A 15,752-nucleotide genomic window follows, 5' to 3' on the forward strand; every position below is an offset into this window, starting at 1 on the left:
GATGCCCAACCTACTCTGCCGGCCTGCAGGAGGCGGAGTCGTACCAGCGAGGACACCATGCCCAAGTCGAAGGTCAGAAAGAAGAAGGACGACGCGGTCGAAAGGTCGGTCAGCCGGACACCGGTGAAGGTGAAGGCCATGCCGTCGAGCACCCTCTACGTCTCGGTGATGCTCGGCCTGATGATCATCGGCTTGGTGTGGCTGATCGTGTACTACCTCGCCGCTGAGCACATTTCCTTCATGAACAGCCTCGGTGCATACAACTTCCTCATCGGATTCGGATTCATGGTGGCCGGTCTGGTCATGACGATGAAGTGGCGTTGACGATCGTCGGCGCCGCCGGATTACACACGTGTGATTCATCCCCACCTGTGGAGAAACCTGTGCACAACTGTGCGGAATCAGCAGTATGACCGCCCGATCCCCACTCGAATGGGCGACGCCACCTGTTGCCGTCGCGGCTCTCGCGGTCGGCGGAGTCGTGCTTGCGGTGGCAGCGGTGGTCGCGACGCCCGACGCGGTGGGCCGGGTCCTGATCGGATTCGCCTCGCTACTCGTTCTCGCGATGGCGTTCTCCGCCGCCCGGCAGCGTCCTCGACTCGAGATTCTCGGCGACTCCGACCGCCCGGCATCGGGCATCGCGACCACGCGCCTGACCGGTCGCCGCGAGTTCACGCGCGCGCAGTTACACCGGGTGCGAATCGTCGACTACCCACGACTCGGGCGGCGAGTCCCGATGCTCGAAATCGACGCGTTCGACCCCGACACCGGCGACGAGCGGCTGATGATCTTCGGGCGGTGGGATCTGGGTACCGATCCGCGCGAGGTGTACGACACACTGGCGGTGCACGGTCTGGCGCCCGATCACACCCCCAATTGAGAGCGCAAACGTAGTACGGCGAGCACCACCAGCACGAGCGACAACACCGCTACCGCAGTGAGCGCGATCCATCCCGTACGGACGATCTTGTTCCGATCGGTACCGGCGCCGAGATACTGCGGTGCGTAGAGCAGGGCAGCCGTCGACGCCGCGCCCGCGACCAGGCCGCCGAGATGCCCCCACAACGAGATGCCGGGGATCGTGATGCTGATGAAGACGTTGAGCGCGACCACGGCGAGGACCGGTGCGGGGCTACGACGCAATCGCAGCAGAATGATGGCCTGAGCGCCGAGCAGGCCGAATACGGCGCCGGACGCTCCGACGGTGACCGCGTTGGGCTGCAGGAACATCACCGCGGCGGAGCCACCGATGATCGACACCGCGTACACCGCGAGGTACCGGGCACGACCCAGCACCAGTTCGGTGTCGCGACCGATGATCCACAACGCGAACATATTGATCGCAAGGTGCATCAGGCCGTAGTGCAGGAAGCCGCCGCCGAGAACACGGATGTAGTCGCCGTTGGCGGCGATCATGGGCGGCCACAGCGCCCATTCGAAGAACAGACTGGACGCCTGCTCGTTGTTCATCACACTGCCGGACTGCGCGGCAGTGACCCCGAAAATCGCGACATTGAGCGCGATGAGGATGTAGGTGACCAGCGGAGTTTGCCGATCGGTGCGCACCGGCGCACCGGCGACCGTCCGGGCCTGCGGCGCGGATCGCTGGGCAGCGGCGACACACTCGACACACTGGTGCCCCACCGACGCGGGGCGTAGACACTCGGGACAGAACGGTCGACCGCACCGCGTGCACGCGAGCAGTGTGGGGCGGTCGGGGTGACGGACGCACCGCGGCTGGGACGCAGGGCCGCCCCCCTCGGCCGCTGGGCCCCAGCCGGGGTTCGTCATAGCAATCTCTCTCGGACTGTGTTTCTGATCAAGCTGTTCTGATCAGGCTGTTCTTATCAGGCTGTTTCTCTCAGGCGATGGTGATGCTGTTGATCACAACGTCGTCGGTCGGGCGGTCGCCACGATCGGTCGCGGTGGAACCGATGGCGTCGACGACCTTCTTCGACTCCTCGTCGACGACCTCACCGAAGATCGTGTGGCGACGGTTCAGGTGCGGCGTCGCGCCGACCGTGATGAAGAACTGCGAGCCGTTGGTGCCCGGCCCCGCATTCGCCATCGCGAGGAGGTAGGGACGGTCGAACTGCAGCTCCGGGTGGAACTCGTCGCCGAACTGGTAGCCCGGGCCACCGCGACCGGTGCCGGTCGGGTCGCCGCCCTGGAGCATGAAGCCGTCGATGACCCGGTGGAAGATCGCGCCGTCGTAGAACGGGCCCGTGGCCTCGCCCTTCGCGTTCTTGGTCTTGTACTCCTTCGAGCCGTCGGCCAGGCCGACGAAGTTCTCGACCGTTTTCGGCGCGTGATTGCCGAACAGGGCGATCACGATGTCTCCGCGGTTGGTGTGGAGAGTGGCGGTTGCTGTCTGGTTGGGTGAAGTCACACCCCCATGTTGCCATCCTCGGATTCTTCGACGCTGTGTTGTTCGGCTCGACAGTCCTCCGACTGTGATGTGCCTCCCGCGCTTGGGTCGGAAGGATCACCCGGTGTGGCAATGTGGGAGCCATGTCGAGTGTGAGCGAGTCCCTTTCCGATAGCGCAACCCCCGAGTCCATCCGCGACCTCGTACGCCCGATCGACGACCGCACCGATCTCGGAGGCGCACTGCGGGTCGCCGGCGACGGTGCTGTGGCATTGGCCCAGGGGTCGGCAACGGCCGGCCTCGTCGTAGCCCGCAAAGGTATCGAGGCATCCAAGCAACTCGCTGCTCGCGCACGCCGCGCACGAGAAGAGGCTTCGCCGCTGATCAAGGCCGCCACCGAAAAAGCCCTGGCCGATAAGAGCGCGGCGGAACAGGCCGTGGAGAAGGTCGTCCCGAAGTCGCGTCGCGGGCGGAAAGCACTGCTCATCACCGGTGTTCTCGGTGCCGTCGTCGCCGGCGGTGTCGTCTTCTACCGCAGTCGTCGCCCGTCTTTCCCGCCCGTCGCAGCCGAGCCGCCCCGCGTGCATGCGGTACCCGACGACGAGATCGCCGGCGCCTGAGTTACCGGTCGGTATCGAAACCGACCAACTGTGTGACGCGTACCACAGAAGAGTGGATACTCACGGGTAGACACTCTCTGATGGAGGCGCATCATGACCGGATCCGCGCACGTCACCGAAGAACAAGCACGCGCAGTGGCCGAAGAATCTCGTGAAACCGACTGGGACAAGCCCTCGTTCGCGAAAGAACTGTTCCTCGGCCGGCTCACCCTCGACCTCGTCCACCCCTTCCCGCGACCCACCCCCGATGAGGATGCCCGCACCGAAGCATTTCTGACCACGCTCCGGAACCTGTGCCGAACTATGGACGGCAGCATCATCGAACGCGACGCGAAGATCCCCGACGAGTACGTCGCCGAACTCGTCGCACTCGGGTGTTTCGGCATGAAGATCAAGCCCGAATACGGCGGACTCGGACTTTCCCAAGTGGCCTACAATCGCGCATTGACACTGGCGGCGAGTGTGCATCCGAGCATCGGCGCCCTATTGTCCGCCCACCAGTCGATCGGTGTCCCCGAGCCCCTCGCGCTCGCCGGCACCGACGAGCAGAAGGCGGAATTCCTGCCGCGATGCGCGAAAGGGGCCATTTCTGCCTTCCTTCTCACCGAACCCGACGTCGGCTCCGATCCTGCGCGGCTCGCATCGAGCGCAACTCCGATCGAGGACGGTGACGCCTACGAACTCGACGGCGTCAAGCTGTGGACCACCAACGGGGTCGTTGCCGAACTGCTCGTCGTCATGGCACGTGTTCCGCGGAGCGACGGCCACCGCGGCGGGATCTCGGCGTTCGTCGTCGAAGCGGATTCGCCTGGCATCACCGTCGAGCGCCGCAACAGTTTCATGGGTCTCAGGGGCATCGAGAACGGCGTGACCCGCATGAACAAGGTGCGTGTTCCCGCGCGCAACCTCATCGGACGCGAAGGAGACGGTCTCAAGATTGCACTGACCACGCTCAATGCCGGCCGTCTCGCCATTCCTGCGATGGGTGCAGGCGCGGGGAAGTGGTCGCTGAAGATCGCGCGAGAGTGGTCGGCTGTCCGCGTTCAATGGGGCAGGCCGGTGGGCGAACACGCCGCGGTGGCGTCGAAGGTCTCGTTCATCGCTGCCACCACCTACGCTCTCGAGTCCGTCGTGGAACTGTCCGGGCAGATGTGCGACGAGAAGCGCAACGACATCCGCATCGAGGCGGCGCTTGCGAAACTGTGGGCAAGCGAGATGGCGTGCATCATCGCCGACGAACTGATCCAGATCCGCGGTGGACGCGGCTACGAGACCGCGCAATCCCTCGCCGCACGCGGAGAACGAGCCGTGCCGACCGAACAATTGGTTCGGGATCTGCGGATCAACAGGATCTTCGAAGGATCCAGCGAGATCATGCGCCTCCTCGTCGCACGCGAAGCCGTCGACGCCCATCTACGGGCCGCAGGAGATCTCGCCGACCCGAAGGCCTCGACGTCTGCGAAAGCTCGAGCGGCCGCCAATGCAAGCGGCTTCTACGCGAAGTGGCTCCCCAAGCTGGTCGCAGGTCGCGGACAGATTCCGGGTTCGTACGCCGAATTCGGTTCTCTTGCCACTCACCTCAGATACGTCGAACGCGCGTCCCGCAAACTCGCGCGATCGACGTTCTACGGGATGGCGCGCTGGCAGGCAGGACTCGAGAAGCGGCAGAACTTCCTCGGGCGCATCGTCGACATCGGTGCCGAACTGTTCGCGATGTCGGCGTGCTGTGTGCGCGCCGAACAACAACGCGCCGACATGCATCCCGGTTCCGAGGGTGCCACCGAACTCGCCGACACATTCTGCAATCAGGCACGCGTACGCATCGATGCGCTCTTCGCCGGGTTGTGGGCCAACACCGACGACGCCGACGTCGCATTGACCCACGGAGTGCTCGAGGGCCGCTACACGTGGCTCGAGAACGGGGTACTCGATCAGAGCGAGGGCACCGGGCCGTGGATTGCCGAATGGACACTCGGCCCGTCGCGGGAGGAGAACGTGGCGCGCCGCATCGGACTGTCACCGCATCATGCATAGCCGCTCGACGGCGGTGGGAACCCGGTCAGAAGGCCCCGCAGTTCGACGGCGCGGGTTTGTCTGCGAAACGATCGTTCATATAGACGACAGCCTCGGGCATGCCACCGAGCATCGGTAGCGCGTGGTTGACGATGAATCCGGGGAGGATCGGCGGCGTGTGGTTCGGGGAGAACTGCACGGTGGCGCCCTGATCACACCAATCCACCGCCAACTGACGGCCCTGCCCGTACGGCACGGTGTCGTCCTGGGTGCCGTGCTGAACGAGCACCGGAACCTGTGGTGTCAGGCGGCCGATGCGCTGCGCGTCGACGATCTCCCTGGCCTCCGGGATCCGCGAGATCACCGCGTCCAGGGGTTCGCCGGTGCGCGTGAAGTCGCTGGTCTGTTGGAAGGCGTGGCGGAAGATCGTCTCGGGCAGGCACTGACCTGCGACGGCCGCGAGCATCTCACGACCGCGATCGTTGATTTCCGCATCGAGGACGTCCGTCAACTGCGGGTACGCCTCGATGATGCCGTTGATCGTGTAGCCGATGGCGCCGGTGAGCGCGGTACCGTCTATCTGCTTCAGCGTCTCGAGCAGGTCCGCCGGAGGCGCCCCTGCGTACGCGCCCTTGAGATCGAGTTCGGGGGCGTATCCGGGCGCAAGTTCGGCCGCGGCGGCGGCTGCCCCACCACCTTGGGAGTAGCCGAAGAGTCCGACCGGCCCGTTCTCCGAGATGGAGGCGTCGGGGAGGTTCTGTGCAGCGCGCGCGGCGTCGAGTACCGCGTGCGCCTCTGCCAGACGATTGACGTACGTGTGATGACCGGGGGTACCCAATCCGTCGTAGTCGGTGACCACCACGGCGATCCCCTGCACGAGCATCGCGTTGATGGAGAGGAGTTCGTATTCGGTGAAGAGGTCGAGCGGCGGTGTGTACTGCACAAGGTGGTTGAGCACCTTCGACGGCGCGCACTGGTCGCCCTGCCCCTGCGTTCCCGGGGCCAGGACCACCAGGGGCCGCTCGCCCGGCCCGTTCCAGGCCATCGACGGTTCGAGGTAGGTGCCACTGACGGCATTCGCGGCGCCGTTGGCGTCGTTGCTGCGATAGAGCAGCCGGGTTCCCTGCGCGGGGAACATACCCTCGGGGGTAGGAACTCGGATGGCAAGGTCGGACGGCTCGGTACGAATGAGATCGCCCGGTGCTCCCCCGAGCACCTCCGGCGGCTGATAGAAGTCGCCTTCGGCATTCGCGGTCGCCGGACCTGCCAGTAATCCACCCACCAGCGCCGCAACGACGACTGCTGCCGGCACCCCCCATCGCCGGTTGCGACCCGCCATTGCTTCCTCCCAGCGTCCAGAAAATGTGCCGCCCATCACGGCAGGACGTAATGTAACACGCACCTACTCGCCAGTAGCTTCCATTTGGACATTCTGTGAACTGACGGCAATAGCTTCCTGCGCCCGAATGGTCTTCTCCTCGTCCCACCCTTGCGGAGCGAGGATTCCCGCCCACAGATCTACCGCCTCGGCGCCATACGAGTGACCGTGTCCGTCGGGAACGTCCGCGGAGAAAACCATGTCGAGGGTCACCTGCCAGAACGTCACGAACGGAATCCAGCTCATCCCCGGATCCACATCAGGGCCGAGCGGTTCACGTAACCAGTCCGGCTCGTGCAGGATCAGGTCGAACGACCACCACGTGATCGGGTCACTTGCGTGCTGCCAGAACACCACACGCGGGAACTCCCATTCGGCGGGAAGATCGACATCGTCCGGGGCGGACGCGAACCGGATGTTCCGGCCGTCGTCGACCACAGGAAGCCGTTCGTACGAACCCTCATCGCGGCCTGCGGTGATCCATCCCCAGGGCTCCGCGAAGTTCGGCGTACCCACGAGCAGGGCTCCGTCGGTGAGCTCGACGATCGCGTCACCGGACGCGAACGCCGCTTGTCCACCGTACGATCCGAGACTCTCCCCGAAAACCACGAGCTTCGGTCGAGCATCCTCGGGGAGTTCGGACCACCGTGCATGCACCGCCTCGAACAAGGCACGACCGGCATCCTGCGGGGTTTCACGGTCAGCGAGAAATGCCAACGGACTCGGCAGGAACGAATACTGCATGGCCGCAATCGCCGAATCACCACCGCTGACGAATTCGAGTGCACTCGCGACGTTTTCGTTGACCCAACCGCGGCCGGTCGTGGTCACTACCGCCAGCACCGACCGGTCGAACGCACCCGTGCGTTCCAGCTCGGCAACCACTTTCCCGGCACCTTCGCCGACCGTGTCGGCGGATTCCTTACCCGCGTACGCGCGGATCGGTGTCAGCGCGGGTTCGCCGGTGACGCCGCTGATCTCATCGGCTGTGGGGCCGCCCGCAACGAAGGTTCGGCCCTCCCGCCCCAGCGTCTCCCAACCTTCGAGCGAGTCGGGGGAACCCGACCGTTCGGGTGCGGTCGGACTGGTTACGCCGTCTTCCGTTCCATGATCCGACACCGCTGCCGAATTCTCTGCGACCGAAAGGATTCCCCGGTAGACCCCGTAGTCGAAAACCACCACCAGCAACAGCAACACCACGACGATCGCGGCGACCTTCGCGACCGCGTCCGGCAGGAATCGTGCGGAGAACGCAGACAGCCACACCACCCCGAACCGCAGAAGACGTGCCACTGCGATCAGCACGAGCGCCACCACTACAGCGACGGGTAGAACCGGCAGGTACAGAAGGCGTTCGAGTCGTTCGAGCCCGACCAATTCGCGAACGATCTGCTGCCACCACGAGCCGAGAACGAGGAAGGTCGGGACCACGACGATCGCGACGGCGGCCAGCACCCACCAGCCGCGTCGCCGTGTCGTCGCAGACCATCGGGGGTGTACTCCGCACCGGCGCAGAGTCCAGGCGACGACGCAGCCGAGCCCATAGCCGGTGGCCACCGAGATTCCTGTGGCAACACCCTGGAGGTACCACACGCGCGGCAACAGCGACGGCGTCATCGACTGCACGAAGAAGAACAATGCGAACGCGAGTCCGACCGGGTGAACCGCACGCCGGTAGACGGTATCCCGGAACGATCCGGGGTCCGGTGGCGCCTCCTGCTGTCTCATCGCTGGAGTCTAAATGGGATATTCACGACACGCTCGGTCTACGGTGGCCTATATGGCGTGCCACGCCCTCCTAGAAGGGCAACGGGGCATGATGTAAGCAAATCGTTACAGGGAGGGTTTTGATGGCCATCGGGGTAGGGCTTCGGATAGGCAGGATCGTCTCCACAGCTGTGGTGGCGTCCAACGAACCCGGCACCCCGGATCCCGTCGTCATCGCCCGCGACACGGTCCTGCACATCGACCACGACGGCAACTCCCAACTCGGCGGCTCCACACGCACTGTCGACGAGGCACGCACCCTTTCCGGGTTCCTGTCCCGTGTAGGCGATCCCGGTGGAATCGCTGCGAGCGACGGTCGCGTCTACCGCGCCGAGGACGCCATGGCGACCGCAGTCCACTGCCTCCTCAACGAATGCCACCCGCTCCCGACCTTCGGAGGCATGGATCGGGACACCGACCCCGGATACACAGCCACCTACCCATCGCACTGGGATCCGTCGAAGGTCTCCGTGCTCCGCGCCGCGCTCGACTACGCCGAACTGAGGCACGTCGACCTTGTCTCCGACGCTCAGGGTGCCGCGACGTGGTACGCCTCGGAAATCTCTGAAACCCCAGGCCTGCTCATCGGCGTCTACCACGTGGACGACGCCGGATCCACGGTCACGCTCGTTCGCTCCGGTGTGCCCGCGGGAAAAGCCTTCCGTGTTGCGGCAAAGGGCGCGCCGTCCCCGGCTGCTCAACTCGCAACTGCACTCGGGGCGTTCGGGTGGATGCCCGACAACCTCGACGCCGTCGTGGTCATGGGCGACGGACTCGTCGCACGCGACCGGTCGCACATTCAGGACATCGCCAACAGTCTCGCAACCAAACTGATGGTGCGAAGCCTCGTCGGTCCCGGTCCCGAGCAAACAGCTGCGCTCGGTGCCGCGATCCTGGCAACGGGCTTCACACCTGCCCGAGAGAAGAAGGCACGCATCGGCCTACCGCCGTCGTACGACCGGACAGACGTCCTCACCGGAGGATTCGCGCGCCTGCGCGAAGCCGAGTCCGATTCGGAGGATGACATACCTGTGGCAATTGCCGCCACCTCCGATTCGGCCTCGGCCGGAAAATCCTCGGCCGGAGACTCCGCAGCGTCCGAGGTGGTGGACGAAGATCAAGAGGCATTGAACGGCTCGGAGTCCTCCGAATCATCCGTCGATCCGAAAGTGTCGACCCTCACCTACGCGCTGGCCGGGATCGGTGCAGTGATCGTCGTTCTCCTCGTGCTCGCCTTGACGCTCTGATCACCGGATTTTTCGACTACCCGGCCGTGTCCGACGCGACTATCGACGCGAGTTCCGCTGCGTCCTCTGCGCCGAACTTCTCCTCGAGCACCTCCGGTGTGTAGTCGAGGTCGATCTCTCGGACATCCCGGCCCCGGGCGGATTCGATCGCCCCCAGACGACGTTGTGCTCGGTCGGCCGCATAGGCGACGAACTCTTCGGGATCGAGTCCGTAAGGCTGTTCGTCGAACTGGTCGTTGACCCACCCGATCATTCCGAGCGCCATCGGGAGCAGTTCGTTCATCCGCTCCTGCACGACGTTCCAATTCGAGTCGTCTGCCGCAACGTGTCGCCGGCACGTGAACGTCCCCCACGCCATGTGCCGGCGTTCGTCGTCGCCGATACGCTGCACCAGTTCCTGCATGCCCGGCAATATTCCCCGCGTGGTGCAGACCTTCTGCCAGGCGTAGTAACCCGTGAGAGCGAGACTTCCTTCGATCACGTGGTTGTACGTGACGCTCGCCCGAACCTGGTTCGCGGGTGACGGATCGGAATCGAGCACCAGCAGCGAGTGCGGTAGTTCCTCGTAGAACAACTGGCGATAGTACGGGTTGTCCGCCACATACGGGTGCAGATCCGACGTGAGGCCCACTTCGTCCATCCACAGCCGGAACACCTGCATGTGTTTGGCTTCCTCGAAACAGAACTGCGTCAGATACATTTCGTCGCCGATCCTGCCCTCAGCGGCCATTGCACGCAGGAACGGCTGAATGTCCTGGGTGACGGCTTCTTCACCGGCAGCGAACTGCGCCACGAGAAACGTCGAGCTGCGCTGTTGCTCCGAGTTCAGATCCGCCCAATCCGCGGCGTCACGGGAGAAGTCGAGATCGTGAGGATCCCAGAACTTGGCGTTGCCCTTCGAGAAGAGCCGAAGCGGGAAGGCATCCCAATTGAGGCCGCCTTCCCGCAGCGACGCAAACCCCTGACGTTCCTGTGTTATCCGCGTCACATCAACCAGGTTAGCGCTGTGCGCGCCCGGAGTCACACATTCGGTCAGTTCTCCAAGAGCACATCCCCTGGATACCCATCTGCCTCATATCCAGGCGGTATGAGGAAAACCGCCGATCCGACCGGGGTGGTCCAGGTGTTGAGTGCGTCGTGCTCCGCGAGCCGCTTCTGCACGGGAACGAACTGTCGTTCCACATCAGCCTGATACGCGGCGAACAGCAGACCTGCACCGTCGTCGTCGTAGTTGTAGGCGCGGCGGAGGAACTGTTCGTCGGCGCTCCGCGGCCGGGCCCGGGCGACATGCGACTCCGGTGGGATCACCGGGATCCCATGGTGGTCGACCGCCTCGAAGTCAGCGTCGTCATGCTCGGCGGTGCCGGTCAGCGGTGAGCCGTCCGATTGCCTGCGACCCATCACGAGGTCCTTCGCTGGACGGTCGAGTTCATCCCACGTGTCGAGTTCCATACGGATACGACGCAGTACGAGTGACGTTCCGCCCGCGAGCCACGGCAGATCACCCGCATTCCAGACCTGGCGATCGAAATCCGGGGTCGTCGGTTGCGGATTGATGGTGCCGTCGACCTGGCCCATGAGGTTGCGCATCGTCTGCCCGTCGGGTCGGGTGCCCACAGCATGGCGGAAACCTCGCTGCACCCACCTCACCGATGCCTGCGACCGCACGCTCTTGGTGAGTGCGCGCACCGCATGCGACACCGTCACCGGGTCGTCACCGCACACCTGCAGCAGCAGGTCGCCTCCGGACCATCGGTCCTCGAGCATGTCGACGTCGAACGGCGGCAGCGGCCGAAGCCACGAGGGCCGCGCCGCGACCATGTCTGCCGCATCGAACACGGCGCTGCCGTAACCGACGGTGACGGTGAGCCGCGCGGGGTCCACCGCCAACTCGGGTTCGGTGTCGCCCAGCGCGGGCACTCCCCGGGTGAGCCGGTGCGTGTCCTCGGCCCACACCTTCATGACACCGATCACACCGACTCGATCGACATCCGGGTTCAGGTCGAGTGAGATGAACGCGGCGAACGCCTGTGGCTCGGTGGCGATGCCCGCCTGGTGCACACCATGGGCCTCGACAATGTTCGTGCCCATCCTCTCGGGTTCCCGCGTTGCGGCGGCGACCCCCGCGCCTGCGGCACCGAGACCGGCTGCACCCAGCATCGCGGCGCCACCGCCCAGCAGTCGGCGCCGACTGAGGTCAGCCACTGTGGTCGGTTCCTTCCCCGTCATTGTGGTCGGGCGCGTATTCCTCCTGGGCACCCGCGAAATCCCGGACCTGAGCTGTGAAGTCCTTCGTGGAACCGTCGGTGAAGGTGAGGGTGAAGCTCACGTCCGCTCCGGGGACGATCGGTCCGGTCAGGTCCATGAGCATGAGGTGGTCGCCTCCCGGCTCGAGGGTGTGCACGCTGCCGGCCTCGACGACGAACCCGGATTCGGATTCGCGCATCACCATCGCGCCGCCGTCGCCCGCAACCATTTCGTGCAGTTCGGTGCTACCCGCACTGGGGCTCGTCGCCGACACGATGTGCAGGTCGTCGTCACCGGTGTTCTCGAGTTCCGCGAACGCGGCGGTCATGCCGGAGTCGGCCGCCTTCGCCCAGGAGGACGACACGACGAGTGCGTCGGCGGCGGGGGTATCGGTACTGCTGTCGGTGCTGCATCCCGCGACGAGAACGGCGGCGGTCAGAAGTAATGGTGTGCTGAAAGTCTTGATCACAGTTGTTCTCCATGCTGATGTCCGGGCATGCGGCAACGCCGAACGCCGCACAGCGGCGATCCCGGGAGTGACTCGTGTACGAGGTCGAGGTCAGGCGACGAAGCCCGGTGGACCTCTCGTGCCGAGCCCAGCAGCGGGGAGGAGCACCCGACGTGCGGGTGGGTGGTGCGCGATGCACGGGGTGGTCCGAGAGCGCACGGGCGGCGGGTTGTAACCGCGAGGGACGAGACGCCGCACTGCCGCCAGGGCGATACGGCAGCCTCGCTCGGCGCCGGTGATCAGAACGGCCGCGACACCCACCGCCGCGATGTGTGCGGCGACCATGGCGAGGCTCGGCACGTGCGTGTGCTCGGACTCGAGCGCAAGTGCGATGTGGCCGAAGACCTGCCCCATCGTGAGGATCGCCATGACGGGAAGTCGCGTTCCCTCCGCGACCGCACCGGCGGCGACCGCCGCAAGGAAGAGGAGGACGGCCGCACTCTGACCGGGTGTCGCTCCCCCGGCCGCCGCGTGCGCGGCGACGCTCACCGCAGCGGACGTGCCACCGACGAAGCCCCCGCGCACATGCGCCACGAGGTTTCGTTCGGCGAACATGGACCCCAGCGTACGTGGGTACTACAAGCCGTCGTACAGGGGTCTCGTTTCACGTGAAACACGCGATTACCCGTGCAGCGGTCGACTCACCCTCGCCGCCTGCTTCGCGAGATGGTGACGTTCGGCCAGGTTGGGGGCCGACCGAGCCGCGTCGGCATACAGCCGTGCGGCATCCTCGAGATCCCCTGCCTTCTCATGGAGGTACGCCGCCGCTGCGCTGTATCGCGGAAGGTCGGGATCCACCGCGGCCAAGGCCGCGAGGCCTGCGGCCGGACCGTCGGCCTCACCGACCGCAACGGCACGGTTGAGCGCCACGACCGGGCTTCCGGTGAGCCGGAGGAGCTCGTCGTACCAGCCGACGATCTGCACCCAATCGGTTTCTTCGACACGCACCGCATCGGCATGCAGAGCAGCGATGGCAGCCTGGGCCTGATACTCACCGAGACGGTCCCGAGCCAACGTGGTCTGAAGGATCTCCACGCCCTCGGCGATGAGCGAGGTGTCCCAGCGGAAGCGATCCTGCTCCGCGAGCGGAACCACGCTTCCATCGCCACGCGTGCGAGCGGACCGCCGCGCGTGGTGCAGCAGCATCAACGACAGCAGCCCGGCAGTCTCCTCCTCATCGCTCATGTCCGCCAGCTGCCGAGTGAGCCGGATCGCTTCGGCGGCCAGGTCGACGTCGCCCGTGTAGCCCTCATTGAAGATCAGGTAGAGGACGCGTCGCACCGTTGCGAGATCGCCCGACTCCTCGAACCGTGCACCGCTGACGGTTTTCTTGGCACGACTGACCCGCTGCGCCATCGTCGCCTCGGGGACGAGATAGGCCGACGCGATCTGCCTGGTCGTCAGACCTCCGACGGCGCGTAGGGTGAGCGCCACCGCCGATGTCGAGGTCAGTGACGGATGGGCGCAGAGCATGAACAGGCGCAGCGTGTCATCGTCGGACTCGGCCGGTCCGGGTGGCGGCTCGACGCCCACTCGTTGCTCACGGTCCCTCCGCGCCACCTCGGAGCGGTATACATCGAGGGCCTTGCGCCACGACACCGTAACCAGCCACGCTTTCGAGTCGTCCGGCGCACGGACCGGCCATGTCCGGATCGCCTCGATCAGCGCCTCCTGCACGGCATCCTCCGCGGTCGCGAAATCGACCCCGCGACGTACGAGCACGCCGATCACTGCGGGCACCAATTCCCTCAGCAGCAGTTCGTCCATGTTTTCGGTGATCGGCGTTGTTCGGTGAACGTCATTCGGTGATTGTCGGTGGCGCGGTCAGGAACGGGCGCAATTCGAGCCACTCGTGAATCGGTTTACCGGCGGCGCCGGGCGCTGCCGACAACTCACCGGCGAGGGCGACGGCACGCTCGTAGGAGTCGACGTCGATCACCATCCATCCGGCGATGAGATCCTTCGTCTCCGCAAAGGGCCCGTCGGTGACCGGTGGACGACCTTCCCCGTCGTATCGGACGAAGGTGCCCTCGGGCGCAAGTGCCTGCCCGTCGACGAATTCGCCGGTCGTCTCGAGTTTCGCCGCGAAATCCCGCATGTATTTCATGTGGTCGTCGACCTCTTGCGGCGTCCACTGATCCATGGGGACGCTGTTCACAGCCTCGGGCGCGCCTCGGTAGTGCTTGAGCAGCAGGTACTTCGCCATGGTGGCCTCCTGGGTTCTGTGCAGCCAGTGTGGCTGCATCCATACCTGGGACGGAACTGTTCGGCCGATCTCGACATCGCCCGGCCGAAAATACTCGGCAGTCTTCGTCCTCGATGTCATTCGCAGTCACCGCACTCCCTTGATACCTATAGGGGGTATATGTATATTGACAGGCGGTACACCGTCGTGCAGCGATCGAGAAGAGGCACCCATGAGCACCACCACCGTCACCGTGACCGGCATGACCTGCGGGCACTGCGTTTCGTCGGTCCGTGAAGAAATCAGCGAGATCCCCGGCGTGACCGGCGTGAACGTCGACCTCGAAACCGGACGCGTCGATATCGAGTCGAACACCGCGATCGACAGTGCGGCGATAGCAACAGCCGTCGATGAGGCCGGTTACACGATCGCCGACTGATCCACCCATTCGGACTCGGACAGGAAGCCCCTCCGATGAAAACATCGACGAAGGTCGCCGGATTCGTTCTCGGCCTGGCCGCAGTCTTCACCCTTGCCCTCGGGGCCGGCGCTCTGACCGGCCCCGAGAACAGCACCGGCACCCCCGGGGACGAAGGTGCGCCCGAGAGGGGGGTATCGGTCATCGAGGGGATCCCTGCAGGACTGACGGCCACCGACGGCGGTTACACCTTTTCCCTGGAAACGACCGATGTCGACGCGGGCACAGGGGTCCCGGTGCACTTCCGCATCCTCGACCCCGACGGGCAGCCGGTCACCCGGTACGTCGAAAGTCATGACAAGCAACTCCACCTGATCACGGTGCGACGCGACCTGACCGAGTATGCGCACGTACACCCTGTCCTCGACGACACCGGAACATGGACCGTGCCGCTCGACCTCGACAAGGCAGGAACGTATCGACTCTTCGCCGACTTCACGCCCGCTGGCGGCGCACCCCTGACGCTGGGCGCCGACCTGCAGGTGGCCGGACACTTCGATCCGTATCCACTCCCCCTGGCGACCGCAACCACCACGGTCGACGGATACACCGTCACGCTCGACGGAGCGCTCACCCCGGGCCAGGCATCCACCGTGACCGCGACGGTATCGCGGGACGACCACCCGGTCACCGACCTGCAGCCGTACCTCGGCGCCTACGGACATCTCGTGGCACTGCGAGCAACCGATCTGGGCTACCTTCATGTGCACCCGAGCGGACATCCCGGTGACGGGATCACGCCGGCCGGCCCCGGAATCGACTTTGCTGTGACGACCCCCAGCGCCGGCGACTACCGACTGTTCCTGGATTTCCAGCACGACGGGGTGGTGCGGACCGCCGAGTTCACGCTGACCGCCGAACCCGCACCGTCAACCGGTACCGACACCCCTCCCGCATCCGGCGGGCACGGGCACTGACCACCGCATCCGAGGGGAGGATCC

Annotated in this window: 17 protein-coding genes; 7 read left to right on the top strand and 10 right to left on the bottom strand. The window is 65.4% G+C overall.

Annotation, left to right across the window (positions count from 1 at the left end; translation table 11 throughout):
* Positions 1-57: 57 nt before the first annotated feature.
* Positions 58-324 (top strand): cell division protein CrgA, encoded by a 267-nt coding sequence (gene crgA, locus ACZI8W_RS06265; protein ID WP_463367635.1) that lies wholly within the window; start codon positions 58-60, stop codon positions 322-324.
* 85 nt (positions 325-409) lie between these two features.
* Positions 410-880: a PH domain-containing protein gene (locus ACZI8W_RS06270; RefSeq protein ID WP_463367636.1), complete on the top strand. Its 471-nt coding sequence runs from the start codon at positions 410-412 to the stop codon at positions 878-880.
* Here the strand turns inward: ACZI8W_RS06270 and ACZI8W_RS06275 are convergent.
* Complete coding sequence (locus ACZI8W_RS06275) at positions 865-1,791, bottom strand: rhomboid family intramembrane serine protease (RefSeq protein ID WP_463367637.1); 927 nt, start codon at positions 1,789-1,791, stop codon at positions 865-867. The genes ACZI8W_RS06270 and ACZI8W_RS06275 overlap by 16 nt on opposite strands.
* A 70-nt stretch (positions 1,792-1,861) precedes the next feature.
* Positions 1,862-2,389 carry a peptidylprolyl isomerase gene (locus ACZI8W_RS06280; protein ID WP_463367638.1) on the bottom strand — a complete coding sequence of 176 codons (528 nt, stop codon included), beginning with the start codon at positions 2,387-2,389 and terminating at the stop codon, positions 1,862-1,864.
* A gap of 131 nt (positions 2,390-2,520) precedes the next feature.
* On the opposite strand from ACZI8W_RS06280, the gene ACZI8W_RS06285 reads away from it, so the two are divergent.
* Positions 2,521-2,988, top strand: a complete 468-nt coding sequence (locus ACZI8W_RS06285; protein ID WP_463367639.1) for a hypothetical protein — start codon at positions 2,521-2,523, stop codon at positions 2,986-2,988.
* A 93-nt stretch (positions 2,989-3,081) separates the two neighbouring features.
* Positions 3,082-5,022 (top strand): acyl-CoA dehydrogenase family protein, encoded by a 1,941-nt coding sequence (locus ACZI8W_RS06290; RefSeq protein ID WP_463367640.1) that lies wholly within the window; start codon positions 3,082-3,084, stop codon positions 5,020-5,022.
* 25 nt (positions 5,023-5,047) lie between these two features.
* Here the strand turns inward: ACZI8W_RS06290 and ACZI8W_RS06295 are convergent, their stop codons facing one another.
* Both ACZI8W_RS06295 and ACZI8W_RS06300 read right to left on the bottom strand, forming a co-directional pair.
* Positions 5,048-6,340 carry a lipase family protein gene (locus ACZI8W_RS06295; protein ID WP_463367641.1) on the bottom strand — a complete coding sequence of 431 codons (1,293 nt, stop codon included), beginning with the start codon at positions 6,338-6,340 and terminating at the stop codon, positions 5,048-5,050.
* Positions 6,341-6,403: 63 nt separating this feature from the next.
* Positions 6,404-8,107, bottom strand: coding sequence for an alpha/beta hydrolase (locus ACZI8W_RS06300; protein ID WP_463367642.1), 1,704 nt, complete (start codon positions 8,105-8,107; stop codon positions 6,404-6,406).
* A gap of 122 nt (positions 8,108-8,229) precedes the next feature.
* Between ACZI8W_RS06300 and ACZI8W_RS06305 the strand changes: the two genes are divergently transcribed.
* The gene (locus ACZI8W_RS06305; protein ID WP_463367643.1) at positions 8,230-9,393 is read left to right on the top strand and encodes a hypothetical protein; all 1,164 of its coding nucleotides are present in this window, start codon (positions 8,230-8,232) and stop codon (positions 9,391-9,393) included.
* Positions 9,394-9,409: 16 nt separating this feature from the next.
* Here ACZI8W_RS06305 and ACZI8W_RS06310 read toward each other — a convergent pair whose 3' ends face one another.
* The 6 genes from ACZI8W_RS06310 to ACZI8W_RS06335 all read right to left on the bottom strand — a co-directional run bounded on the left by ACZI8W_RS06310 (position 9,410) and on the right by ACZI8W_RS06335 (position 14,354).
* Complete coding sequence (locus ACZI8W_RS06310; protein ID WP_463367644.1) at positions 9,410-10,381, bottom strand: R2-like ligand-binding oxidase; 972 nt, start codon at positions 10,379-10,381, stop codon at positions 9,410-9,412.
* Between the two features lie 44 nt (positions 10,382-10,425).
* A complete protein-coding gene (locus ACZI8W_RS06315) occupies positions 10,426-11,598 on the bottom strand; it encodes a Dyp-type peroxidase (RefSeq protein WP_463367645.1) in 1,173 nt (390 codons plus the stop codon).
* Positions 11,591-12,109, bottom strand: coding sequence for a copper chaperone PCu(A)C (locus tag ACZI8W_RS06320; protein WP_463367646.1), 519 nt, complete (start codon positions 12,107-12,109; stop codon positions 11,591-11,593). Before ACZI8W_RS06320 ends, ACZI8W_RS06315 begins: the two co-directional genes overlap by 8 nt.
* Before the next feature lie 90 nt (positions 12,110-12,199).
* The gene (locus ACZI8W_RS06325; protein WP_463367647.1) at positions 12,200-12,703 is read right to left on the bottom strand and encodes a hypothetical protein; all 504 of its coding nucleotides are present in this window, start codon (positions 12,701-12,703) and stop codon (positions 12,200-12,202) included.
* A gap of 66 nt (positions 12,704-12,769) precedes the next feature.
* A complete protein-coding gene (locus ACZI8W_RS06330) occupies positions 12,770-13,915 on the bottom strand; it encodes an RNA polymerase sigma factor (protein WP_463367648.1) in 1,146 nt (381 codons plus the stop codon).
* A 31-nt stretch (positions 13,916-13,946) separates the two neighbouring features.
* On the bottom strand, positions 13,947-14,354 hold the full coding sequence (locus ACZI8W_RS06335) for a YciI family protein (protein WP_463367649.1): 408 nt from the start codon (positions 14,352-14,354) through the stop codon (positions 13,947-13,949).
* A gap of 211 nt (positions 14,355-14,565) precedes the next feature.
* Here ACZI8W_RS06335 and ACZI8W_RS06340 point away from each other — a divergent pair, with 211 nt between their 5' ends.
* Both ACZI8W_RS06340 and ACZI8W_RS06345 read left to right on the top strand, forming a co-directional pair.
* Positions 14,566-14,772 (top strand): heavy-metal-associated domain-containing protein, encoded by a 207-nt coding sequence (locus tag ACZI8W_RS06340; RefSeq protein ID WP_463367650.1) that lies wholly within the window; start codon positions 14,566-14,568, stop codon positions 14,770-14,772.
* 35 nt (positions 14,773-14,807) lie between these two features.
* Positions 14,808-15,728 (top strand): hypothetical protein, encoded by a 921-nt coding sequence (locus tag ACZI8W_RS06345; protein ID WP_463367651.1) that lies wholly within the window; start codon positions 14,808-14,810, stop codon positions 15,726-15,728.
* Positions 15,729-15,752: the final 24 nt, after the last annotated feature.

The organism is Rhodococcus ruitaii (assembly GCF_055230935.1).